The following is a 24,327-nucleotide window of genomic DNA, read 5'->3' as shown; positions in this document are numbered from 1 at the left end:
ACGCCCTGATACGGGCAGAGAGGTCTACTGGTGATCTACAAATCCATTGCCGACCGATTACGGCTACGGCTGAATTCATCGGACTACAACATCGGCAGCCCCATTCCGGGTGAGAAAGCGCTGGCGCAGGAGTTTGGCGTGGCGCGCATGACCATTCGCAAGGCGCTGGATCTGCTGGTGAGCTGGGGGCTGGTTGAGCGGCGGCACGGCAGCGGGACGTTTGTAGCACGCAAAGATGTGCACCATGAAACCACCAACCTCACCGGGCTGGTGGAGGTACTGCGTCAGCAGGGCAAAGAGGTACAGAGCAAGGTGTTGCAGTTTGAAGTGATGCCCGCCCCGCCCGCCATCGCCAGCCAGCTGCGGATCCAGGTGGATGAGCGGATCTACTTTTCCCGCCGGGTGCGCTACGTGGACGGAAAACCGCTGATGCTGGAGGACAGCTTTATGCCCGTGAAGCTGTTTCGCAACCTCTCGCTGGCGCATCTGGAAGGGTCAAAATTTGATTACATCGAGAAGGAGTGCGGAATTACAATCAGCGGCAATTACGAGAGCCTGACGCCGGTACTGGCCGATAAACAACTCGCTGGTTACATGAACCTGCCGGAGCAAACGCCGCTGCTGCGCATTACCTCTCTCTCCTACAGCGACAGCGGCGAGTTCCTTAACTATTCCGTGATGTTCCGAAATACCAGTGATTACCAGGTGGACTACCATCTGCGGCGCATCCACCCGGACGACCTGCTAACTCATCCCCCAGAACAGCACCGCCAGTAGCTGCGGGGTGATGATGCGCAGGAACATGACCAGCGGATAGACCGTAGCGTACGACAGCGCCGCCGCGCCGCTGGTGGCGTGCAGGCTATTGGCAAAGGCCAGCGCCGGTGGATCCGTCATTGACCCCGCCAGCATGCCGCACAGCGTCAGATAGTTCATTTTAGCGAACATTCGCGCCAGTATGCCGACCGTCAGCAGCGGGATCGCGGTGATGAAGATGCCATAGCCGACCCAACTCATCCCTTCCCCCCTGACCAGGGTATCGACAAAATCGCCACCGGATTTTAGCCCGACGACCGCCAGAAACAGCACAATGCCCAGCTCGCGCAGCGCCAGGTTGGCGCTCGGCGGCATAAACCAGTAGAGCTTACCGACACAGCCGATTCGCCCGAGGATCAGCGCCATAATCAGCGGCCCGCCCGCCAGACCCAGCTTGAGGGCCACCGGGAACCCCGGTATATACAGCGGAATGGAGCCAAGCAGCACGCCCAGCCCGATACCGATAAACACCGGCAGCATTTGGACCTGCTGCAGTTTTTGCTGAGCGTTACCGACCATATCCGCCACGGCGTCAATGGACGACGGACGCCCGACCAGGTTAAGAATATCGCCGAACTGCAGGCTGGCTTCCGGGCTGGCGACCAGTTCAACACCGGCGCGATTGAGACGAGAGATAACCACGTCGTAACGTTCTTTTACCTGCAAATCGCGTATTTTCTTGCCCAGAACGTGCTCGTTAGTTACCACCACACGCTCCACGCGCATGTCGGTGCCGCGGGTAGAGAGCGAGGTATCCACTTCCTGACCAATCACCAGCCGCGCGTTGTTTAAATCCCCGGGCTGCCCGACAAGGTGCAGCAGATCGCCTTGCCGGATAATGGTGCCAGGCGCGGGCACCATCAGCATTTCGTCACGTTTCAGGCGCGAGCAGATAATATTGGCGCTGTTCAGGATCGGCACGTCCTGAATCGCCATGTTGTTCAGATTGGGGTTATCGACGCGGATGTTGATGGTTTTGATCGGCATATGGCCGTTGGTAAGCGTGGTTTCGTGGTCCTTCGCCTCTTTGTCGACGTTAATGCGAAAGAGCACCCGAACCAGCCACATGGAGAGCAGAATGCCGCAAATCCCGAACGGATAAGCCATCGCATAGCTCATCCCCATCTGGTCGACAATGCCGGGTTCGATACCTAAATCGCGCAGGATTTGCTGGCCCGCACCCAGCGCGGGCGTGTTAGTCACGGCCCCGGAGAAAATGCCCAGCACCACGGGCAGCGGAATTGCGAAGAGTTTATGCAGGATAGCGGTGACCAGCCCGCCCATTACGACGATGCCGAGGGCAAACAGATTGAGGCGTAATCCGGAAACCCGCAATGAGGCGAAAAAGCCCGGCCCGACCTGAATGCCTATGGTATAGACGAAGAGGATCAGGCCGAACTCCTGCGTAAAGTGGAGCATATCGGCGCTGAGAACCAGCCCGAGTTTGTCAGCAAAGTGTCCGACAAAAATGCCGCCAAACAGCACCCCACCGATCCCAAACCCGACGCCACGGATTTTTATGTTGCCAATCCATAGTCCAACAACAGCGACCAGGGCCAACACGCTGACGGTTAACGCGATATCACTCATGATCCACTTCCTTGCATAACCTTAGTTATGCTAAGGATTCTCTCAGAGGTGAAGGGCGTTGTATGGGTGATGGCGCACAAAAAAGCCCTGCCGGGGCAGGGCTTTAACTTTTCACCCTCTCCCTGTGGGAGAGGGCTGGGGGTGAGGGCACCAGCCCGCACAGCATTAACTATTCAGCGCCGGCCGCTCGCTAATGGCGATACGCTGTGGCGCGATGGCTTCCGGCACGTTACGGACCAGGTCAATATGCAGCAACCCGTTGGTAAAGGTCGCGCCGGAGACTTCCATATGATCTGCCAGGGTAAAGCTCAGGCTAAACGGCTGAGTCACCAGCCCCTGATGCAGCCATTTGGTCTCGGTTTCTTGTTTTTCCGGCGACCCTTTCACGGTCAGACGCGTGCCTTCGAGCTGGATATCCAGATCGTCCTGGCGGAACCCGGCCAGCGCCAGCGTGATGCGATAGTGGTTATCGTCGCTTTTTTCGATGTTGTACGGCGGAAACGTCTGGTGCTCAGTGGTGCTTTGCAGGGCGTTAGCCAGTTTGTCAAAACCAATCCACTGACGCAGCAGGGGGGATAAATCGTAGTTACGCATACTAAATCTCCTTCTGAGAAGCGAGTTCGGCACAGTTTATTTTTGTGCACAGTTGTTCCTGCAAATCCTTGTGGATTCGCATATGCTCCCGGTTCGGCAAGCAATTCTGAGTGGGCCGCTGACGCGACCCGCGGCATTAATTAATTTCGATACGGCGCGGTTTTTTCTCTTCCGGAATCACACGTTCCAGCTCGATAAACAGCAGACCGTTGACCAGGTTCGCGCCTTTAACATGAATGTTCTCCGCTAACTGGAACTTGCGTTCAAAGTTGCGCTCGGCAATGCCCTGGTAAAGGTAGGTACGTTCTTTCTGCTCGGCCGTATGTGAACCTTTCACCACCAGCAGGTTGTCCTGCGCGGTGATCTCCAGTTCGCTCTCTGCAAAACCGGCGACAGCAATGGCAATGCGGTAGTGGTTTTCATCAACCAGCTCAACATTGTATGGAGGGTAGCCGTTGCTCTGGCTTTGGTTATTTTCTAAATGATTAAACAGGCGGTCAAAACCAATTGCAGAACGGTATAGCGGGGAAAGATCGAAGTTACGCATAAATAAAAGCTCCTGAAATCAGCGAGAAATTTTAGCCTTCCACCATGGACAGGCCATTGCGCCCCCGAACACCCATCAGGCGTGTTCGTTATCGGGTTACATTCTTAAAATGGGTCTGGAACCGGTGTTTTCAACCGCGACGTTCGCACTTTTTTTTGCACTTTTGTGCTTCTCGCTTAGACTGGGACAACAGCACAAAGGGTTAAATTGCGATGGCTGCCACAGTGCGGGGTTATTGGGCTATTCATTTTCAACAAGGCTCGCTATAACCCAGAGTTGCAGGTCTATGCAGTGCCATTAACGATGACTGAGTGATGATGAAAAATGTTCTGATTAAGCTGACGATGTTCAGCGGGGTGGTTTTACTTTGCGGGTGTTCGAGCGTGATGTCTCACACCGGCGGTAAAGAAGGAACATATCCGGGGACGCGCGCCAGCGCGGCGATGATCTCCGATGATGACACGAACTGGGGCACCAAATCCCTGGTGATCCTCGATATGCCGTTCACGGCAGTGGCCGATACGCTTTTGCTGCCCTGGGATATGTTCCGCACGGACAGTTCCGTACGCTCGCGCGTTGAGAAAAGCGAGCAGCAAAATCTGGCAACCAACGCCGTTATCCCGCCCGCCGAGATGCCGCGACGCTAATCCTGTGCGGTTTCCGTTAGCCACAGCTGGCGGAAACCCTCTTTCTCCTCCATCCATGCAATAGCGCGCCCGTTCGGGGAAAAGACGACCGCATCAGCAGACGGCGGATTGCCGTGATCGGACGTCAAAAACGTGACCTCTCCGGTCTGCGCATCGCAGCAGGCGATACGATTTTCCAGCACAAATCCCAGACTGTCGCCCGAAGGATGCCAGTTGAATGCCGACTGGATACCGCTTTCGGTATGCGTTAACTGACGCGGCTCGCCCCCCTCCGGTGAGACCAGCCACAGCTGGACAATGCCGTTATCATCACGCATCAGAAAAGCAATCTGCGTACCCTGCGGGTTGCTGCGCACCCAGTGGCGCGGCACGTTCACCAGCCCCGGATACGCCTTTTGATGGGTGAAAGTCAGACGGCGCTGCAGCACGCCAGCAGGCGGTGCTGGCATCGTCTCTGGCGTGCCCTGCAATGGCGCATCGCCTGCCTGTTTCCAGCCCTGCTCGTCTTTGGGCAGATCGACAATAAACAGTTCAGGCACTTTTTCGCCTTTCACAGACAGGGTATCGCCAATAAACGCCAGCCTGCCGTTGCCCACCCAGCCCTCTTCATAGGCGCGGTTGATCTCATCGCTGCCCGGCTGTGGGTTCGGCGTCGTACGGCTTACCAGCACGCTCCAGAAGGTGCCCGGATATTCATGAGGATGGTTGCCCTGCGGGGTGACCGGGCCAAAGGGTGCGGCGACGCCAACGTTACGTAAATCGAGCTTTGGATCGCGCTCATGCAACACATGGTCGTTATAGGTGAAGCTGACGAACTGCCCGTTCGGGCTAAAGACGTGTACATGGCTGCCGCCACGGAGTGCGCCTGCGGTATAGGGCGCGGTGATATCCATGGCATCGAGGTTGCTCGCCTGGCCGTTATGGACAATCACGCCCTGGCGATGGTGAAAATCGTATTGCCAGTCTGCATCCGGGTTTTTCGGGCCGTGGATAAAGACGTATTTGTCTTGTGCAGGATGAACGGTCACCACCCCAACATGCGCGCCGTGCGTGGCACGATAAATCACCTCAACCTCGCCCGTACTGACGTTTACCCGCTCTATGGTTTCGCCGGTGAACGATGCCCCGGACGGGCGCACATCGTAGACCAGCCACTGGCTGTCCGGTGTCCAGGTATTGGTATTGGTTAGCTGGTGGTTGCGGGAAGCAAAGGTGATTTGTTTCATGGGATACCCTGATGCGCAGTTATCGCATCAGGGTAAAACATCCGAAGGGATTAGCCTACTCGTTTCACGTCGCCGACCAGCAGGATGTAGGAGAGCGCGCCAATCAACGCCACGGCAGAGATGTAGACCAGAGCCGGGCCAAAGCCGTAGTCCTGCGCCAGGTAGCCGATGACCAGCGGCACAGTGATCCCGCCGAGTCCACCGACGAAGTTGAACACACCACCGGTCAGGCCAATCAGACGCATCGGCGCCAGAGACGACACCAGCGACCAGGTGATAGAGGCAAAACCGTTGCCGAAGAACGCGAGCGCCATCAGGGTCATAATCCACACCGGATCGTTGGTGTAGTTGGCGCCCATGATACAGGTTGAGATCAGCAGCCCGCAGATAATCGGCGTTTTACGCGCAACACCTAATGAGACGCCTTTTTTGACCAGCTTATCCGCCAGCCAGCCCGAGAGCAGCACGCCAAAGAATGCGGCAAGGAACGGCACGGTGGTCATAAAGCCCGCCTTCAGCGCGGTAATCCCCTTTTCCTGGGTGAGGTAATTCGGGAACCAGGTCAGGAAGAACCACAACGTCGACGTAACCGCAAACTGACCGAGATAAACCCCCACCAGCTTACGATGGAAGACCAGCTTCCAGTCCGCGCGGGTCAGCGGCTGACGCGCCTCTTTTTTCACTGGCGCATCGCCGTCTACCAGGCCGCCACCGTCGCGGATGTAGTCCAGCTCCGCTTTGCTGATATTTTTTGTCAGACGTGGCGGTTGATAGACCTTGAACCAGATCAGGGACCAGATAATGCCGATCCCACCGGTGACGATAAACACCCAGTGCCAGCTTAGCAGCTCCTGGATCCAGATTAACAGCGGGGTCAGGAACGCCAGGCCGACAAACTGCCCGGAGGTGTAAAAGCCCACCGCAGAGGCACGTTCATGCTCCGGGAACCAGCTGGTGACCATACGGTTGTTGGTGGGGAACGCGGGTGCCTCGAAAACGCCAGTGATAGCACGCAGGCCAATCAGCGACATCAGCCCGGTCGCGAAGCCCTGGAACAGGGTCGCCACAGACCAGCCTAAAATGGCGATGAAGTAGGTCAGACGCGACCCCACGCGGTCGAGGAACCAGCCGCCCGGGATCTGGCAGAGCGTATAGAGCCAGGCAAACGCCGAGAAGACGTAGCCCATTTCCGCCTTGGTGATCCCAAACTCTTCCTGAATATGGGCCGAGGCCACGGCAAGGTTGGCGCGGTCAACATAGCAAATGACCACGGTAATAAAGATCATGATTAGCGTCAGGTAGCGGCGACGCCCGGTCTTTGTAGCAGTAACTGGAATATCCATCGCAATCTGTCTCCAGATTTTGGGCATAGCGAAGCCGCTCACCATGCCCTGTAATTTACAGAGGGTTATATTTTTTCTATGTACGTTTTTTTTGCCCGGTGGCGCTACGCTTACCGGGCCTACGAGAGAGTAGTCCGGATAAGCGTAGCGCCATCCGGCGATTTACCACTCGGCTACGGAGCCGTCCTCATGGCGCCACAGCGGGTTACGCCAGTCCGGCGCATTTTTACTGAGCTCAATGACTTTGGCTTCGTCAATGTCTACGCCAAGGCCCGGCTTCATTAATGGTTTGAAGAAACCGCCTTCCATGCTGAAGTCTTCTTTGTTTTTCACAAAGTCGAGCAATTCCGCGCCCTTGTTATAGTGAATACCCATGCTCTGTTCCTGGAACACGGCATTGCGGGAGACAAAATCCACGTGCAGGCAGGCCGCCAGCGCAACGGGCCCCAGCGGACAGTGCGGTGCCAGCGCCACATCGTAGGCTTCTGCCATCCCGGCAATTTTGTAACATTCGGTGATACCGCCCGCATGGGAGAGATCCGGTTGCAGGATCGCAATACCGCCTGCTTCCAGCACGCGTTTGAACTCGAAGCGCGAGAACATACGCTCACCTGCGGCGATAGGAATATGGGTCTGTTCAGCCAGTTTCGGATAGTACTCCGCCTGCTCGGCCAGGACGGGCTCTTCAATAAACAGCGGACGATAGGGCTCCAGCTCTTTAATCAGCACTTTGGCCATTGGCGCACTGACGCGTCCGTGGAAATCCAGACCAAACTCAATCTCGTTACCGAAAGCTTCACGGATTTGCGCCACGGTATTCACCGCCCGGTCCACCGCGCGCGAGTTGTCAATCACGCCCATCTCTTCACAGCCGTTGAGCTTAAAAGTATCGAAGCCGATATTGCGCAGCTGCGTAATACCGTCGATCACTTCCGCAGGACGGTCGCCACCCACCCAGCTGTAGGCTTTGATTTTGTCGCGTACCAGGCCGCCCATCAGCTGCCAGACCGGGGCATTCAGCACTTTGCCTTTGATATCCCACAGCGCCTGGTCAATACCGGCGATGGCGCTCATCAGGATTGGGCCACCGCGATAAAAGCCCGCCCGGTACATCACCTGCCACAGGTCGTTAATGCGTGCCGGATCCTGACCAATCAGGTATTCCCCCAGCTCATGCACCGCGGCCTCCACGGTGCGCGCGCGCCCTTCTATCACCGGTTCACCCCAGCCAACCACGCCTTCATCGGTTTCGATTTTCAGGAACATCCAGCGCGGGGGTAAACGGTACGTGGTGAGTTTGGTTATTTTCATTGCACTGCCTCTCGATACGCTTTCACAAATGCTGCCGCCTGCTGCGCGGTACGCTCAACGGACTGTCCGGCGCGATAGAGATCGCTGCCCAGCCCCGCGCCCACACAACCGGCGTTAATCCACTGCGCCAGGTTTTCTGGCGTCACGCCGCCCACGGCAAAGACCGGCACGCTGGCGGGCAAGACCGCTTTCAGTGCTTTGATATAGTCAGGACCAAAGGCCGACGACGGGAAAATTTTGAGCGACTGTGCACCCGCATCGAGGGCGGTAAAGGCTTCGGTTGCCGTCGCGCATCCTGGACACACGGTCATTCCATAGCTCACCGCGCGGCGGATCACCTCGGGGTTGATGTTGGGGGTGACGATGAGCTTGCAGCCCATCTTTGCCAGCCTCTCCACCTGCTCCGGCTGCAAGACGGTTCCTGCGCCAATCAGCGCTTTATCACCAAAGGCCTCTACCACTGTCGGAATACTTTTTTCCCATTCGGGGGAGTTGAGCGGGATTTCCACCGCGTCGAATCCGGCGTCGATCACGGCACCGACGTGCGCCAGCGCCTCGTCGGGGGTAATGCCGCGCAAGATTGCGATAAGGGGAAGACTAGTTTGCCACTGCATGAGCGATGCTCCTTATTCCTGCCTGAAATGCCGTGTCGCCGGATACCGTTGATACTTCACGGCCAATCGCGCGAAACGCCTGCTCGTAGCGCGACGTCAGCGCTGCACCAGCGACAATCGTGACAGCCTGCTCGCGCCCGACGAACTCACGCATGCTGGCGACTTCTGCGCCAATCAGCAGGCCAGAAAGAAACTCGCTGACCTGCTCGCGCGGGAGATTTCCCAGCACGTGCGAGGCGCGAACCTCAAAAAGTTGCGGCAAAACATCAGGAGAAGCGATCCCACGAGCAAGGCCAGCAGCAAACGCCTCCGGCGACGGAACCTGCTCCGGTAAACCGGCCCCCAACAGCGAATGATTAAGCAGCAAATGGTGCAATTCGCCGGTCATTACGGTGCGAAAATCGTAGATATACTCTGCATCTGCCTGGACCCACTTGCAGTGCGTGCCGGGCATGACGTAGACAGAAGAAGGAGAAAGCGTGCGCGCACCGAGCAGCTGTGTCTCTTCACCGCGCATCACGTTATGGTTATCGTCGCGCGAGACGCACAAACCGGGAACAATCCAGATATTGTCGCCAACGGACGTTAACTGCTCGCCAATGGCGGAGAAAGGGGCAGGAACAGGCAGATAAGGCGCGATTTTCCAGCCCACGTTGCTGCCCACCATCCCCGCCATCACCACGGGCGTGGCGCTGTCGCGCCAGTTTTGTGTGACCTCTGCTAACACCGCCTCGGGGGATTTTCCGTTCAGACGCGTCACGCCTGCTTCTGATTGCCTGCTCTCCAGGCACTGCTCGCCCTGGTACAGCCAGGCGCGCAGATTGGTCGATCCCCAGTCAATTGCGATGTAGCGTGATGTCATGTAATTTCCTTCAGCCTTCGTGTTGAGCTGGCAATCATGGTGAGCGCCGCCTGCTCTGCCGCATCGCCGTCCTGATGCCGTATCGCATCGAACAGCGCTTTATGTTCCTGGAGCGTTTTTGGCATATTGGCCTCATCACCCATCCAGGTACGTTCAAATACTGCTCGCTGTAGCGAGCTGATCGCCACGCTAAGCTGCTGTAACACCGGGTTATGCACCGACTGCAGTACCGCCTCGTGGTAGCGAATATCCGCCTCGTTAAATGCCTCACGGTTCTGGTTATTGGCGATCATGTCGTTCAGCGCCGACTCAATCTGCGCCAGGTCACCTGAGGTGGCGCGCTCTGCCGCCCAGCGGGCGATAGCCGGTTCTACCAGGTTTCGTACCTCGCTCATGGCGCCAATCAGCCGCGGGTCGTAATCGTTTTCCAGTACCCACTGCAGAACATCGGTATCGAGGTAGTTCCACTGGTTACGCGGAGCAACAAACGCGCCGCGATAGCGTTTCATTTCAATCAGCCGCTTCGCCATCAGCGAGCGGAACACTTCCCGGATGATGTTGCGGGAGGTTTCAAACTCCTCACACAGTTCTGCCTCTGCCGGTAGCGGCGAGCCGGGAACATATTTGCCACCCACAATCTGTGTACCCAGCGTGATGACAATGCGATCGGTTTTATTGAGAGTCATGGAGAGTCCTTGTGCTCTGTAAGTCCATCACTACTTTACCGCGACCGCTGAATTTCGCCTCACTTTTGCAGTACAAACGTGAGGCCTTTCGCCTTTGCCTTGGTGACAATGTAGTACAATCAGTTAATGTTGTACTACAATCCAGATCACAAAAAGAACAATTCAATAAACTCAGGGCCAAAAAAAGCCCCGGTCGATAACCGAGGCTGATGATTAAGGGCGACTGCTAAGACAGGACAAATTTCTCAATCGCGTAAGCCACGCCGTCTTCCAGGTTAGATTTGGTGACGAAGTTCGCCACTTCTTTCACTGACGGGATGGCGTTTTCCATCGCCACGCCCATACCCGCGTATTCAATCATTGCGATGTCGTTTTCCTGATCGCCCAGGGCCATGATCTCTTCAGGCTTAATGCCCAGCGCGTCGGCAAGCGACTTCACGCCAGTGCCCTTATTGACGCGTTTATCGAGGATTTCGAGGAAGTACGGTGCGCTTTTCAGCACAGTGTATTTCTCTTTGACCTCCGCCGGGATGCGCGCAATGGCTTTATCGAGGATCTCTGGCTCATCGATCATCATCACTTTCAGGAACTGAGTGTTCGGATCCATTTTTTCTGCTTCACAGAACACCAGCGGAATGGTGGCGACATACGATTCGTGCACGGTGTAATAGCTGATGTCGCGGTTAGCGGTGTAGAGCGTTGTACGATCGAGCGCGTGGAAGTGAGACCCGACTTCACGGGACAGTTTTTCCAGGAACAGATAGTCATCATAATTCAGCGCGGTTTGCGCAACCGTGCTGCCGTCCGCCGCTTTCTGCACCAGCGCGCCGTTATAGGTGATGCAGTAATCGCCCGGCTGATTCATGTGTAGCTCTTTGAGGTAGCTGTGCACGCCCGCATACGGACGCCCGGTGGTCAGTACCACATTCACGCCCTTTGCGCGCGCCGCGGCGATTGCGTTTTTAACGGCTGGAGAGATAGTGTGGTCTGGCAGCAGCAGCGTGCCGTCCATATCGATAGCAATGAGTTTGATAGCCATGAGGTCCCCGGGATAAATGAGTGCTACCTCATGCTAACGCGATTAAGCACACAAAAATAGAGCTACATTGCGCAACAGAAAACCCCTTTTTCCGCAATCCCGGGGAACGTTGGCTCACTCGCGGGTGAGGACGATTTTACCAAACGCGCCGCGATCGAGGTGTTCCAGCGCCTGCTCCAGCTGGTCAAAACGGTAGCGCTGCTCAATGACCGGTTTCAGCCCTGTCACTTCCACGGCGCGGACAAACTCTTCCAGCGCACGGCGATGCCCGACGCCAATTCCCTGAATAACCGGGGATTTCAGTAGCAGCTCACCTGCTGACAGCGAAATGTCGGTCCCGGCCAGCACGCCAATAACCGAGATGCGTCCATGAACGGCAACGGCACGCAGGGAGTGCTGCAGGTTTTCTCCCCCCACGGTTTCAATAATGTGGTCAATGCCGCGATCCTGAGTCAGCGTTAAAAGCGCTTCAGCCCAGTCGCCTTTCAGCCGGTTGATACCCCGATCGGCTCCCAGTTTTTTGGCCCGCGCCAGCTTTTCATCACTCCCCGAGGTCACGTAAACCTCTGCACCGAGTGCTTTTGCAATTTGCAGTGCGAAAATCGCCACCCCGCCGGTGCCTTGTACCAGCACCGATTGTCCGGCTCGCAAGTTCCCGCGCTCCACCAGCGCAAACCAGGCGGTTAGCCCTGCACAAGGTAATGTGCTGGCCTCAACGTCATCCAGGGTTTCCGGAGCGGCCACCAGCCCGTTTTCATTCACGATCACGTACTCAGCCAGCATCCCCGGGAAGTACCCTCCGCTCGTTTTATAGGGCAAATGACGGGCATCCGCCTGCGGCCTGCCGTCGATCCACTCCGGGAAGAACGTCGAGATGACGCGAGCGCCAGGTTGAAAACGCGTCACGCCTTCACCAATGCTGTCCACCACGCCGGCCATGTCAGACGCCGGTGTGAACGGGAAGGAAAGCGGGATCGGCATCATGCCTTCAATAACCATTTTATCGCGATAGTTGAGCGCAACGGCATTCACCCGCACGCGCACTTCGCCTGGACCTGGCTTCGGAACAGGTTCCTGGGTGAGTTTAAGATTCTCCCGTCCGAGAGCGTTCATTGACCAGCGTTGCATTGTCTCTGCCATCGTTTTTCTCCTGCCGTTAAATAAGCTTCAGTATCGACAGTCTACCGTTGACTCCTTGTTGCCAGTGGCGATAATTTTTCCCACTATTGACGCCATAATGGAAACAATCCATGACCAGTACGCTGAAGGATATTCCCGTTTTCGTGGCCGCCGTGGAGGCGGGCAGTTTTGCGCAGGCCGCGATCCGCCTGCATTTGTCGCGCTCCGCGGTGGGAAAAAGCATCGCTCGCCTGGAAGAGCGGCTGGGAGTCCGTCTGTTTCACCGCACCACCCGCAGCCAAAGCCTGACCGATAACGGGGCGCTTTTTTACGAGCGCTGCCTGCGCGCGCTGGAGGAGATTAGGGGCGCGGAATCGCTGCTGGAAACGGGGAAGCAGCAGATCAGCGGCCGCCTGCGTGTGGCCATGCCGGTGCTGTTTGGTCGCCAGTGCGTCGCGCCACTGCTGATAGAACTGGCGCAGGAACATCCCGGTCTTGAACTGGAAATGTCATTCAGCGACCGCGTGGTGGATCTCGTAGAGGAAGGGTTTGATATGGCGGTGCGCAACGGCACGCTGCAGGACAGTAGCGTTCTGGTCGCCAGAAGGCTGGGAGAACACCGCATGGTGCTGTGTGCTGCGCCAGAATATCTGCAAAAAAGCGGTCAGCCAGACACCGTTGCTGATTTACCCCACCATACTGCCATTAACTATCTGCGAGCAGGCAGAGTGTTACCCTGGCAGCTGATGGATAACGAAGGGAGATCGCACACCTTTACTCCCCGCTCATCCCTCAATATGGATGATTTGCAGGCGATTTGCGACGCAGCGCTGGCAGGATACGGCATTGCATGGTTGCCCTGCTGGATGGCCCGCAGAGAAATACAGCAGGGGAAACTCATCCCGCTTTTAAAGCAGGCGCCGGACGTACGCTTCGACGTTCATGCAGTCTGGCAACAGACGCCGCATCTGCCACTCAGAGTCAGAATTGCCATCGATACGCTTGCCAGCCGTTTACCGTCAGTGCTGTCGCTGGATATGCCTGCGCCCAAAAAAAGCCGCGCTAAATGCGCGGCCTGAGTCGTGCTGTATAACAACGATTAAATATCGATATTCGCCGCTTTCAGTGCGTTCTCTTCGATGAAGGCACGACGAGGTTCAACCGCATCGCCCATCAGGGTCGTGAACAACTGGTCGGCAGCAATCGCGTCTTTAACCGTAACGCGCAGCATGCGACGGCTTTCCGGATCCATGGTGGTTTCCCACAGCTGATCCGGGTTCATTTCGCCCAGACCTTTATAACGCTGGATAGAGAGGCCGCGACGGGACTCTTTCACCAGCCATTCCAGCGCCTGTTCGAAGCTGGCCACCGGCTGGCGACGTTCGCCACGTTCGATGAACGCATCATCTTCAATCAGACCACGCAGCTTCTCGCCAAGAGTGCAGATACGACGGTATTCCGGGCCGGTCACAAACTCGTGCTCCAGCGGGTAATCGGTATCGACGCCGTGGGTACGCACGCGAATAATCGGCTCAAACTGCTGCGCCGCGTTCTGCTGAACGTCGAACTTCCACTGGCTACCGTGCTGCTCTTTCTCGTTCAGCTCGCTCACCAGCGCGTTCACCCAGCGGGTCACCGCCTGCTCGTTGCTCAGATCGGCTTCAGTCAGGGTTGGCTGATAGATCAGCTCCTTCAGCAGCGCTTTTGGATAGCGACGCTCCATACGACCAATCATTTTCTGCGTGGCGTTGAACTCAGACACCAGACGCTCCAGCGGCTCACCTGCCAGTGCCGGAGCGCTGGAGTTCGCATGCAGGGTCGCACCATCAAGTGCGATCGCGATTTGGTACTGATCCATCGCGTCGTCATCTTTGATGTACTGTTCCTGTTTGCCTTTCTTCACTTTGTACAGCGGCGGCTGTGCAATATAGACGTGGCCGCGTTCAACGATTTCCGGCATCTGACGGTAGAAGAAGGTCAACAGCAGCGTACGGATGTGCGAGCCGTCGACGTCCGCATCGGTCATGATGATGATGCTGTGATAGCGCAGCTTGTCCGGGTTGTATTCGTCACGACCAATGCCGCAGCCCAGCGCGGTGATCAGCGTCGCCACTTCCTGAGAAGAGAGCATTTTGTCGAAACGCGCTTTCTCAACGTTGAGGATTTTACCTTTCAACGGCAGGATGGCCTGGTTCTTACGGTTACGGCCCTGCTTCGCAGAACCGCCCGCGGAGTCCCCTTCCACAAGGTACAGTTCGGACAGCGCCGGGTCGCGTTCCTGGCAGTCAGCCAGTTTGCCCGGCAGACCCGCTAAGTCCAGCGCGCCTTTACGGCGGGTCATTTCACGGGCTTTACGCGCCGCTTCACGGGCACGCGCCGCATCGATAATTTTACCAACAACAATTTTCGCGTCGTTCGGGTTTTCCTGCAGGTAGTCGCTCAGCAGTTCGTTCATCTGCTGTTCAACCGCCGATTTCACCTCAGAGGAGACCAGCTTGTCTTTGGTCTGTGAGGAGAACTTCGGATCCGGCACTTTCACGGAGACAACAGCAATCAGGCCTTCACGGGCGTCATCACCGGTGGCGCTGACTTTCGCTTTTTTGCTGTAGCCTTCTTTGTCCATGTAGGCGTTCAGGGTACGGGTCATCGCCGCACGGAAGCCCGCAAGGTGCGTACCACCGTCACGCTGTGGAATGTTGTTGGTGAAGCAGTAGATGTTTTCCTGGAAACCGTCGTTCCACTGCAGAGCCACTTCCACGCCGATACCGTCTTTTTCCGTAGAGAAATAGAAGATATTTGGGTGAATTGGCGTTTTGTTCTTGTTCAGGTATTCAACGAACGCTTTGATACCACCTTCATAGTGGAAGTGGTCTTCTTTGTTGTCGCGTTTGTCACGCAGACGAATTGAGACGCCGGAGTTCAGGAACGACAGTTCACGCAGGCGTTTTGCCAGGATGTCGTACTCGAACTCGGTGACGTTGGTGAAGGTTTCGAGGCTCGGCCAGAAACGCACCATGGTACCGGTTTTTTCGGTATCGCCGGTCACGGCCAGCGGCGCTTCAGGCACGCCGTGCTGATAGATCTGGCGGTGAATTTTGCCTTCGCGCTGGATAACCAGTTCCAGTTTCTGCGACAGGGCGTTTACCACGGAAACACCTACGCCGTGCAGGCCGCCGGAGACTTTATAGGAGTTATCGTCAAATTTACCGCCTGCGTGCAGAACGGTCATGATCACTTCTGCAGCAGACACGCCCTCTTCCGGGTGGATACCGGTCGGGATACCACGGCCGTCATCCTGTACGGAAACGGAGTTATCGGCGTGGATGGTGACGATAATGTCTTTACAGTGACCCGCGAGCGCTTCGTCGATAGCGTTATCTACCACCTCGAATACCATGTGGTGCAGACCGGTGCCGTCATCCGTATCGCCGATATACATACCCGGGCGCTTACGCACCGCATCCAGCCCTTTCAGGACTTTGATACTGGAGGAGTCATAAGAATTCGACATCAACGTTTCTCGCTCATTTCAACTTGGGTTAATCCGTTATTTTACCCTTTTCCACGGTAAACATCTTCGAATTTTCGTCCGACATGTCCATAACGTGTTCAGCGCTGATAGCGCTGACGAAAACCTGCGACTGCGTGGCTTTTAAGCGGCTGGCAAGCAGCCCGCGCCGCGCGTCGTCAAGTTCCGAGGCAAAATCATCTATCAGGTACAGGCAGCGTCGCCCGCTTTCGCGGGTGAGGAACTCCCCCTGCGCCAGGCGCAGCGCGCACATCAGGAGCTTGAGCTGCCCACGCGACAGTGTGTCTTCCACCGGCGCACCGTCAGCACGAATACGGAAATCCGCCTTGTGCGGGCCGTGCGCGGTGTAGGTCAACATACGGTCGCGCTCGAAGTTTCTCTCCAGCACCTCGGCATAATCCGTCTCTTTTTCCCAGCCGCGCAGGAAGGAGAAGGTGAGAGAAAATTCAGGTAAAAACTGTTTGCAGGTGTCGGCCATATCTTCGGCGATGCCTGCGCTGTATTCGGCACGCCAGCGGCTGATTTGTTCCGCAAGAGGAATTAATTCCATGTCCCACGGGCGCAGCTGGGCGTAGCGCGTGACCAGGCGCAATGCGGCGTTACGCTGCTTAAGCAGACGCTTCAGGTTGCTCCAGGCGTTAAAGAAACCGGCTTCGTTGTGAAAGCATCCCCAGTCGAGGAACGCTCTTCTGTATTTGGGGCCGCCGTTGAGTAAAGTAAACCCCTCCGGCGTGATCAGCTGCATCGGCATCAGCAGCGCCAGCTCCGCCACTTTGTGGCCGTCGGTACCGTCGATGCGCACCTTGCTGTCGCCCTGCTTGTCTTTGGTCAGGCCAATGGCGGTTTCCCGCTCCTCACCCTGCAAACGCCCGTGCAGGACAAAGGATTCCTGTTCGTGGCGAATCACGCGACCAATCTGCAAACTGCGAAACGCCCGGCCATGGCCGAGCGTATAGATGGCTTCAAGCACGCTGGTTTTGCCGCTGCCGTTCGCGCCAACCAGGAAGTTAAAGCCAGGGGATAAAGCGAGATCCGCGCTTTCGATATTGCGAAAGTCGCGGATCAACAGACGGGTGAGCGACATTACAGTCTCATTGGCATAACAACATACGCAGCCGACTGTGATGCGGCATCTTCAATCTGTACGCTCGAAACGGAGTCAGTCAGCAGAATGCGAACGTTCTCGCATTTCAGTGCATTCAGCACGTCCAGCACGTAGCTGACGTTAAACCCGATTTCCATCTCCGCCCCGGCGTAGGTGACGTCCAGAATCTCTTCTGCCTCTTCCTGCTCCGGGTTATTGGCGGTGATTTTGATCTGGTTTTCACTTACGTACAGGCGCACACCGCGGAATTTCTCGTTCGAGAGAATGGCCGCGCGGGCAAACGCCTGCTTGAGGCTATCGCAACCCGCTTCCAGCGTTTTGTCCGGGTTCTTCGGCAATACGCGGCGATAATCCGGGAAACGACCGTCAACCAGCTTGGATGTGAAGACAAAATCGCCCACGTGAGCGCGGATGTTGTTGCTGCCGATCTGCACGCGCAGCGGCGTGTCGCCACCGTCGAGCATACGCATCAGCTCAATTACGCCTTTACGCGGCACAATCACCGAATGGTTTGGTAGTGAGTCGCCAATTGGCATGGAACAGACCGCCAGACGGTGGCCGTCGGTGGCCACGGTACGCAGCTCTTCCCCTTCGGTTTCGAACAGCATGCCGTTTAAATAGTAACGAACGTCCTGGTGCGCCATAGAGAACTGCGTGGCTTCAATCAGACGCTTCATCGTCGCCTGCGGCAGGGTGAATTCGACTTCACTTTGCCAGTCGTCCAGGTTCGGGAAGTCCGCAGCAGGCAGCGTGGAGAGGGAGAAACGGCTGCGGCCAGAGCGCACCAGCATGCGGTCGCCTTCCAGCTGCACCGCGATCTCTGCGCCTTCCGGCAGCCCGCGGCAGATATCAAAGAATTTACGTGCCGGAACCGTGGTCGCGCCTGCGTCATGCGGCTGAGTCAGCGTAACGCGCGCGATCATTTCCATTTCCAGGTCTGTGCCGGTCAGCGACAGCGTACCGTCCGCGACCTGAAGCAGCAGGTTTCCGAGAATAGGCAGCGTTGGGCGGCCACCTAATGGGCCACTCACCTGTTGCAGCGGTTTTAATAAATGTTCACGTTCAACGGTAAATTTCATAGCGTCACGATGATAATGTTCTGATTAAATTGGAAAAATCTTCTTTTATGTCGTGGCTTTCTTCGCGTAACTGCTCAATCTTGCGACAAGCGTGCAGCACGGTCGTATGGTCACGGCCACCAAACGCATCGCCGATCTCCGGCAGACTGTGGTTGGTTAACTCCTTTGCCAGCGCCATCGCCATCTGACGCGGGCGCGCCACCGAGCGGGAACGACGTTTAGACAGTAAATCTGCCACTTTGATTTTGTAGTACTCGGCCACCGTCTTCTGAATGTTGTCGATAGTGACCAGTTTTTCCTGCAGTGCCAGCAGATCGCGCAGCGCTTCACGCACAAAATCGATGGTGATCGCGCGGCCGGTAAAGTTGGCATTGGCGATGACGCGGTTCAGCGCCCCTTCCAGCTCACGAACGTTGGAACGCAGACGCTTGGCAATAAAGAACGCCACTTCACCCGGCAGGCGAATGTCGTTCTCATCGGCTTTTTTCATCAGGATCGCGACGCGGGTTTCCAGTTCCGGCGGCTCGATCGCCACGGTCAGGCCCCAGCCGAAGCGGGATTTCAGACGATCTTCCACACCGTTGATCTCTTTTGGATAACGATCCGAGGTCAAAATGATCTGCTGGTTACCTTCCAGCAGCGCATTGAAGGTGTGGAAAAACTCCTCCTGCGATCGTTCTTTATTCGCAAAGAACTGAATGTCATCGATCAGCAGCGCATCAACAGAACGATAATAGCGTTTAAACTCTTCGATCGCATTGTTTTGCAGGGCCTTTACCATGTCCTGAACGAAGCGCTCGGAGTGCATATACACCACTTTCGCATTTGGCTTGCGCGCCATAATGCCGTTACCCACCGCGTGCAGAAGGTGCGTTTTACCCAGACCCGTGCCGCCATAGAGGAACAGCGGGTTATAGGCTCCACCGGGGTTGTCTGCCACCTGGCGAGCCGCCGCGCGTGCCAGCTGGTTCGATTTACCTTCCACGAAGTTATCGAAGGTGTGTTTGACGTTAACGTTAGAGCGGTAGGTCGGTTCTGCCGGGGCAGGCACATTATCCCAACCCGGACGTGCAGCAGGAGCAACGCGAGGAGCCGGAGCGGGTGCCGCCTGAGCAGGCGCTGCCACGTTTACGGTTTCGCGCACCGTCTGGGTAACCGGCTTTGTGCCTACTTCAAAGCGCAGCTGCGGGGCATCTGACCCGCAGAAATCATTCAGCAGTCCATTGATGTTATTAAGGTACTTGTCCCTTACCCAATCGAGCACAAAACGGTTTGGCGCATACAAAGCCAGCGTGTTATCGCTCAGTTCCGCCTGCAACGGGCGGATCCACATACTGAATTCTGTGGCTGGTAACTCATCCTGCAATCGGGCAAGACACTGCTGCCAAAGCGAAAGTGACACGGCGGACTCCACTCGAACAATAAAAGAAAACTATTGAATATTCATGATTGTTGGCGCACATCGACATGACCCAATGAGGGGGATGTGCGAACCGCTATCTGCGGTTATACACGCCATCGTTGAAACAACCTGAACGATATTGTGTTTATGCCCGGCCAGGATCGCTGGATCCCGATCGGGACCGCGGATCATAGCCTAAACTGAGCCAGAGATCTTCTGTTTCTCACAGATTCTTCCCGATTTATCCACAGGAAGATCCGAAACCGGGTAAGTGTAAACGATCCTGGCGGGAGTGCCCCACGATTTAGCCCGCATATTGGAAAATTTAATGAGAACAGACAATTTTTTGCTTAAATGATCTAACGAAGATCCAGGACGATCCTTGCGCTTTGTTGATGAGACCGTATAATCCTCGACCCGGCGCGTGATGCTCTTCTTCCTGCGTCGTCCGTTGCTCATTTTCCACGCGAAATCGTGCGGAAATACGCGGGAAATAAGGAAAGAGAATTGACTCCGGAGTGTACAATTATTACAATCCGGCCTCTTTAATCACCCACGCTGAGGCGTTAGTCGTTCGAATCTCGTTCGGGTATACGCAAAAGTCAGTGAATTTATTCAAGTTTAGGTAGAAATCGCCATGAAACGCACTTTTCAACCGTCTGTACTGAAGCGCAACCGTTCTCACGGCTTCCGTGCTCGTATGGCTACTAAAAATGGTCGTCAGGTTCTGGCACGTCGTCGTGCTAAAGGCCGCGCTCGTCTGACCGTTTCCAAGTAATAAAGCTAACCCCTGAGTGGTTAAGCTAGCATTTCCCAGGGAGTTACGTTTGTTAACTCCCGCTCATTTCACTTTCGTCTTCCAGCAGCCACTACGGGCTGGCACGCCGCAAATCACCATCCTCGGCCGCCAAAATTCGCTGGGGCATCCCCGCATCGGTCTTACTGTCGCCAAGAAAAACGTTAAGCGTGCGCATGAACGCAACCGGATTAAACGTCTGACGCGTGAAAGCTTCCGTTTACGTCAGCACGAACTGCCTTCTATGGATTTCGTGGTGGTGGCGAAAAAAGGGGTTGCCGACCTCGATAACCGTGCTCTCTCGGAAGCGTTGGAAAAATTATGGCGCCGCCACTGTCGCCTGGCTCGCGGGTCCTGATAGCCCTCATTCGGGTCTATCAACGCCTGATTAGTCCGCTACTCGGGCCACACTGCCGTTTCACGCCAACATGCTCAAGCTACGGAATTGAGGCATTGCGCAGGTTTGGAGTGATAAAAGGCAGTTGGTTGACGGTGAAACGCGTATTAAAATGCCACCCTTTACACCCAGGTGGAGACGACCCCGTCCCCCCAGGACCCTTTGATACCAGAGAACACTAACGATGGATTCGCAACGCAATCTTCTTATCATCGCTTTGTTGTTCGTGTCTTTCATGATCTGGCAGGCATGGGAGCAGGATAAAAATCCTCAACCCCAGCAGCAGACCACGCAGACAACGAGCAGCCAGGGGAGTGCCGCCGACCAGGGCGTACCGGCCAGTGGCCAGGGGAAACAGATTACGGTTAAGACCGATGTGCTTGAGCTGACTATCAACACCCGTGGTGGTGATGTTGAGCAGGCGCTGCTGTTGACCTACCCGAAAGAGCTGAAGTCTACCGAGCCGTTCCAGTTACTGGAAACCACGCCAGAGTTTATCTACCAGGCGCAGAGCGGCCTGACCGGTCGTGATGGCCCGGATAACCCGGCTAACGGTGCGCGTCCACTGTACAACGTCGAAAACGACACCTTTGTACTGGCTGATGGCCAGAACGAACTCGTTATTCCGATGACCTACACCGACGCGGCAGGCAACACCTTCACTAAAACCTTCACCCTGAAACGCGGTGAATATGCAGTGAACGTGGGCTACAGCGTACAGAACGCCGGTGCGAAACCGCTTGAAGTATCGACCTTTGGTCAGCTGAAGCAGTCCATCAATCTGCCGTCTCACCGTGACACCGGAAGCAGCAACTTTGCGCTGCATACCTTCCGTGGCGCGGCATACTCCACGCCTGACGCGAAGTATGAGAAATACAAATTCGACACCATTGCCGATAACGAAAACCTGAACGTCAGCTCCAAAGGCGGTTGGGTGGCAATGTTGCAGCAGTATTTCGCAACGGCCTGGATCCCAAATAACGACGGTACCAATAACTTCTACACCGCGAATCTGGGCAACGGTATTGCGGCTATCGGCTACAAATCTCAGCCGGTTCTGGTTCAGCCGGGTCAAACCGGTAAGCTGGCAAGCACCCTGTGGGTCGGCCCGGAAATCCAGGACAAAATGGCTGCTGTTGCACCGCACCTGGATCTGACCGTTGACTACGGCTGGTTGTGGTTCATCTCTCAGCCGCTGTTCAAGCTGCTGAAGTTCATCCACAGCTTCCTGGGTAACTGGGGCTTCTCCATCATCGTTATCACCTTCATCGTACGTGGCATCATGTACCCGCTGACCAAAGCGCAGTACACCTCCATGGCGAAGATGCGTATGCTGCAGCCGAAGATTCAGGCAATGCGCGAGCGTCTGGGCGATGACAAACAGCGTCAGAGCCAGGAGATGATGGCCCTGTATAAAGCAGAGAAAGTGAACCCGCTGGGTGGCTGCTTCCCGCTGCTGATTCAGATGCCAATCTTCCTTGCGCTGTACTACATGCTGATGGGTTCCGTTGAGCTGCGCCATGCGCCGTTCGCCCTGTGGATCCATGACCTGTCCGCACAGGACCCGTACTACATCCTGCCGATCCTGATGGGCGTGACGATGTTCTTCATCCAGAAGATGTCTCCGACCACCGTGACCGACCCGATGCAGCAGAAGATCATGACCTTTATGCCGGTCATCTTCACCGTGTTCTTCCTGTGGTTCCCGTCAGGTCTGGTGCTGTACTATATCGTCAGCAACCTGGTGACCATCATCCAGCAGCAGCTTATTTACCGTGGTCTGGAAAAACGTGGCCTGCATAGCCGCGAAAAGAAAAAGTCCTGATTCGGTAAGTTAACGCTAAAATAAGGGCGGTCGATTGACCGCCTTTTTTATTTGTATTGAACGAGAGCAACCATGAGCCATAACGACACTATCGTCGCCCAGGCAACCCCACCGGGACGCGGTGGTGTAGGCATTTTGCGTATCTCCGGCCTGAAGGCGCGCGAGGTCGCTGAAGCGGTGCTGGGTAAACTGCCAAAGCCGCGCTACGCTGATTATCTGCCGTTTAAAGACAGCGACGGTACCCCACTGGACCAGGGCATTGCGCTGTGGTTCCCCGGCCCGAACTCCTTTACTGGTGAAGACGTGCTGGAGCTGCAGGGTCACGGCGGCCCGGTTATCCTCGACCTGCTGTTAAAACGTATTCTGACTCTGCCGGGCCTGCGTATTGCGAAGCCTGGCGAGTTCTCCGAACGTGCCTTCCTCAACGACAAGCTCGACCTGGCGCAAGCCGAGGCGATTGCTGACCTGATCGACGCCAGCTCTGAACAGGCGGCTCGCTCTGCCCTGAACTCGTTGCAGGGCGCGTTTTCCGCACGTGTAAATCACCTTGTGGAAGCACTTACTCACCTCAGGATCTACGTCGAAGCAGCGATTGACTTCCCGGATGAAGAAATCGACTTTCTCTCTGACGGTAAAATTGAAGCCCAGCTCAATGATGTGATGGCCGATCTCGATGCCGTTCGCGCCGAAGCGCGCCAGGGGAGCCTGCTGCGTGAAGGGATGAAGGTGGTCATCGCGGGTCGTCCAAACGCCGGGAAATCGAGCCTGCTGAACGCCCTCGCGGGCCGTGAGGCGGCGATCGTGACCGACATCGCTGGGACCACCCGCGATGTGCTGCGCGAGCATATTCACATCGATGGCATGCCGTTGCATATCATCGACACTGCGGGTCTGCGTGATGCCAGCGACGAAGTGGAGCGTATTGGTATCGAGCGCGCCTGGCAGGAGATTGAGCAGGCCGACCGTGTGCTGTTTATGGTGGATGGCACCACGACCGACGCCGTTGACCCGGCGGAGATCTGGCCGGACTTTATCGCCCGTCTGCCGGCTAAACTGCCGATCACCGTGGTGCGTAACAAAGCAGACGTCACCGGCGAAACGCTGGGCATCAGCGATGTGAATGGTCACTCACTTATCCGTCTGTCGGCCCGCACCGGCGAGGGCGTTGACGACCTGCGTAACCATCTCAAGCAGAGCATGGGCTTTGACACCAGCATGGAAGGCGGCTTCCTGGCGCGGCGTCGCCACCTGCAGGCGCTGGAAGAGGCGGCACGTCACCTCGAGCAGGGCAAAGCGCAGCTGATTGGCGCATGGGCGGGGGAATTGCTGGCGGAAGAGTTGCGCCTGGCGCAGCAGAATCTGAGTGAGATCACCGGGGAGTTTACGTCGGACGATCTGCTTGGGAGGATCTTCTCGAGCTTCTGTATTGGGAAATAACATTTAGTCCGCGTGCGATCATTAACCCGCATTAACTGACTGTTAATGTGGGTTTTGATTATCTATATTGCCGCTTTTTCTTACGGGGATATTTCCTGTGCAAATCCAGTCTGTCCACCAAATGTGATGCATGGCAAGAAGATCAGAGCGTTTTTTTTTGCAACAACGTCACCGTCATAACAAATAGTTCGTACTCATTAATTAGCTCAGATTATACATTTCTTTATAAATTCCTGGTTTTCGGCTTTATCCGGATAAAACCTGTTTCCTGTATACCATTAGCGCTAAGGTGAGACCCGTTTATATTACGGAGACATCATTATGTCACTGAAGGGGCTGCGCTTTACACTCAGTATCGACGGT

General features: G+C 56.0%; 23 protein-coding genes and 1 other annotated feature. Of the genes, 8 read left to right on the top strand and 15 right to left on the bottom strand.

All coding sequences use genetic code 11. The annotated features are described in order from the left end of the window. Positions 1-30 precede the first annotated feature (30 nt). A complete protein-coding gene (locus AC2FAK_RS20495) occupies positions 31-777 on the top strand; it encodes a GntR family transcriptional regulator (protein WP_013094792.1) in 747 nt (248 codons plus the stop codon). Here the strand turns inward: AC2FAK_RS20495 and AC2FAK_RS20490 are convergent. The 3 genes from AC2FAK_RS20490 to ibpA form a co-directional block, all read right to left on the bottom strand. Next, a complete protein-coding gene (locus AC2FAK_RS20490; protein ID WP_013094791.1) occupies positions 745-2,406 on the bottom strand; it encodes a putative transporter in 1,662 nt (553 codons plus the stop codon). The two genes, AC2FAK_RS20495 and AC2FAK_RS20490, sit on opposite strands and share 33 nt — an antisense overlap. A gap of 165 nt (positions 2,407-2,571) precedes the next feature. Then, positions 2,572-3,000 (bottom strand): small heat shock chaperone IbpB, encoded by a 429-nt coding sequence (gene ibpB, locus AC2FAK_RS20485; RefSeq protein WP_013094790.1) that lies wholly within the window; start codon positions 2,998-3,000, stop codon positions 2,572-2,574. 136 nt (positions 3,001-3,136) lie between these two features. After that, positions 3,137-3,547, bottom strand: a complete 411-nt coding sequence (ibpA, locus tag AC2FAK_RS20480) for a small heat shock chaperone IbpA (RefSeq protein ID WP_006177605.1) — start codon at positions 3,545-3,547, stop codon at positions 3,137-3,139. Further along, positions 3,541-3,613, bottom strand: a sequence feature (ROSE (Repression Of Heat Shock gene Expression) occurs in the 5'-region of heat shock genes and acts as an RNA thermometer to modulate expression.). (Overlaps the previous gene by 7 nt.) 248 nt (positions 3,614-3,861) lie before the next feature. On the opposite strand from ibpA, the gene AC2FAK_RS20475 reads away from it, so the two are divergent. Next, the gene (locus AC2FAK_RS20475; protein WP_020685435.1) at positions 3,862-4,194 is read left to right on the top strand and encodes a YceK/YidQ family lipoprotein; all 333 of its coding nucleotides are present in this window, start codon (positions 3,862-3,864) and stop codon (positions 4,192-4,194) included. Here AC2FAK_RS20475 and AC2FAK_RS20470 read toward each other — a convergent pair. The 8 genes from AC2FAK_RS20470 to AC2FAK_RS20435 form a co-directional block, all read right to left on the bottom strand. Continuing rightward, on the bottom strand, positions 4,191-5,420 hold the full coding sequence (locus AC2FAK_RS20470; RefSeq protein WP_095455660.1) for a YidR family protein: 1,230 nt from the start codon (positions 5,418-5,420) through the stop codon (positions 4,191-4,193). The genes AC2FAK_RS20475 and AC2FAK_RS20470 overlap by 4 nt on opposite strands. Positions 5,421-5,470: 50 nt before the next feature. Then, a complete protein-coding gene (locus AC2FAK_RS20465) occupies positions 5,471-6,808 on the bottom strand; it encodes an MFS transporter (RefSeq protein ID WP_170942763.1) in 1,338 nt (445 codons plus the stop codon). 117 nt (positions 6,809-6,925) lie between these two features. Further along, complete coding sequence (gene dgoD / locus AC2FAK_RS20460) at positions 6,926-8,074, bottom strand: galactonate dehydratase (protein WP_013094786.1); 1,149 nt, start codon at positions 8,072-8,074, stop codon at positions 6,926-6,928. Further along, positions 8,071-8,688 (bottom strand): 2-dehydro-3-deoxy-6-phosphogalactonate aldolase, encoded by a 618-nt coding sequence (locus AC2FAK_RS20455; RefSeq protein ID WP_020685439.1) that lies wholly within the window; start codon positions 8,686-8,688, stop codon positions 8,071-8,073. Before AC2FAK_RS20455 ends, dgoD begins: the two co-directional genes overlap by 4 nt. Next, a complete protein-coding gene (locus AC2FAK_RS20450; protein ID WP_095455659.1) occupies positions 8,672-9,550 on the bottom strand; it encodes a 2-dehydro-3-deoxygalactonokinase in 879 nt (292 codons plus the stop codon). Before AC2FAK_RS20450 ends, AC2FAK_RS20455 begins: the two co-directional genes overlap by 17 nt. Further along, on the bottom strand, positions 9,547-10,236 hold the full coding sequence (gene dgoR, locus AC2FAK_RS20445; protein ID WP_003861109.1) for a D-galactonate utilization transcriptional regulator DgoR: 690 nt from the start codon (positions 10,234-10,236) through the stop codon (positions 9,547-9,549). Before dgoR ends, AC2FAK_RS20450 begins: the two co-directional genes overlap by 4 nt. 226 nt (positions 10,237-10,462) lie before the next feature. Further along, positions 10,463-11,275 (bottom strand): sugar-phosphatase, encoded by an 813-nt coding sequence (gene yidA, locus AC2FAK_RS20440; protein WP_020685441.1) that lies wholly within the window; start codon positions 11,273-11,275, stop codon positions 10,463-10,465. 114 nt (positions 11,276-11,389) lie between these two features. After that, a complete protein-coding gene (locus tag AC2FAK_RS20435; protein ID WP_095455658.1) occupies positions 11,390-12,415 on the bottom strand; it encodes a zinc-dependent alcohol dehydrogenase family protein in 1,026 nt (341 codons plus the stop codon). 110 nt (positions 12,416-12,525) lie between these two features. On the opposite strand from AC2FAK_RS20435, the gene AC2FAK_RS20430 reads away from it, so the two are divergent. Continuing rightward, complete coding sequence (locus tag AC2FAK_RS20430) at positions 12,526-13,473, top strand: LysR family transcriptional regulator (RefSeq protein ID WP_095455657.1); 948 nt, start codon at positions 12,526-12,528, stop codon at positions 13,471-13,473. A gap of 20 nt (positions 13,474-13,493) precedes the next feature. On the opposite strand, the gene gyrB is transcribed toward AC2FAK_RS20430, so the two are convergent. From gyrB to dnaA, 4 genes are read right to left on the bottom strand one after another with little or no spacing between them, the layout of a single operon-like run. Then, the gene (gene gyrB / locus AC2FAK_RS20425; protein ID WP_013094780.1) at positions 13,494-15,905 is read right to left on the bottom strand and encodes a DNA topoisomerase (ATP-hydrolyzing) subunit B; all 2,412 of its coding nucleotides are present in this window, start codon (positions 15,903-15,905) and stop codon (positions 13,494-13,496) included. Between the two features lie 28 nt (positions 15,906-15,933). After that, positions 15,934-17,007: a DNA replication/repair protein RecF gene (gene recF, locus AC2FAK_RS20420; protein ID WP_095455656.1), complete on the bottom strand. Its 1,074-nt coding sequence runs from the start codon at positions 17,005-17,007 to the stop codon at positions 15,934-15,936. Next, entirely contained in the window at positions 17,007-18,107 is a 1,101-nt protein-coding gene (gene dnaN / locus AC2FAK_RS20415; protein WP_008500170.1) for a DNA polymerase III subunit beta, read from the bottom strand. The genes recF and dnaN overlap by 1 nt, the downstream gene beginning before the upstream one ends. Before the next feature lie 4 nt (positions 18,108-18,111). Then, a complete protein-coding gene (gene dnaA / locus AC2FAK_RS20410) occupies positions 18,112-19,509 on the bottom strand; it encodes a chromosomal replication initiator protein DnaA (RefSeq protein ID WP_014830027.1) in 1,398 nt (465 codons plus the stop codon). A gap of 637 nt (positions 19,510-20,146) precedes the next feature. Between dnaA and rpmH the strand changes: the two genes are divergently transcribed. The 5 genes from rpmH (at position 20,147) to mnmE (ending at position 23,964) form a co-directional block, all read left to right on the top strand. Then, entirely contained in the window at positions 20,147-20,287 is a 141-nt protein-coding gene (gene rpmH / locus AC2FAK_RS20405; protein WP_000831330.1) for a 50S ribosomal protein L34, read from the top strand. A 16-nt stretch (positions 20,288-20,303) separates the two neighbouring features. After that, on the top strand, positions 20,304-20,663 hold the full coding sequence (gene rnpA / locus AC2FAK_RS20400) for a ribonuclease P protein component (RefSeq protein ID WP_028028049.1): 360 nt from the start codon (positions 20,304-20,306) through the stop codon (positions 20,661-20,663). Further along, positions 20,627-20,884, top strand: a complete 258-nt coding sequence (gene yidD, locus AC2FAK_RS20395; protein WP_001307474.1) for a membrane protein insertion efficiency factor YidD — start codon at positions 20,627-20,629, stop codon at positions 20,882-20,884. Before rnpA ends, yidD begins: the two co-directional genes overlap by 37 nt. A gap of 2 nt (positions 20,885-20,886) precedes the next feature. After that, positions 20,887-22,527: a membrane protein insertase YidC gene (yidC, locus tag AC2FAK_RS20390; RefSeq protein ID WP_020685445.1), complete on the top strand. Its 1,641-nt coding sequence runs from the start codon at positions 20,887-20,889 to the stop codon at positions 22,525-22,527. A 72-nt stretch (positions 22,528-22,599) separates the two neighbouring features. Next, positions 22,600-23,964: a tRNA uridine-5-carboxymethylaminomethyl(34) synthesis GTPase MnmE gene (gene mnmE / locus AC2FAK_RS20385; protein ID WP_020685446.1), complete on the top strand. Its 1,365-nt coding sequence runs from the start codon at positions 22,600-22,602 to the stop codon at positions 23,962-23,964. The last annotated feature ends 363 nt before the right edge of the window (positions 23,965-24,327 follow it).

This window comes from Enterobacter cloacae complex sp. 394F7, assembly GCF_057320385.1.
Note: the sequence above shows the minus strand (reverse complement) of the source record. Positions and strands in the feature narration are given on the sequence as shown.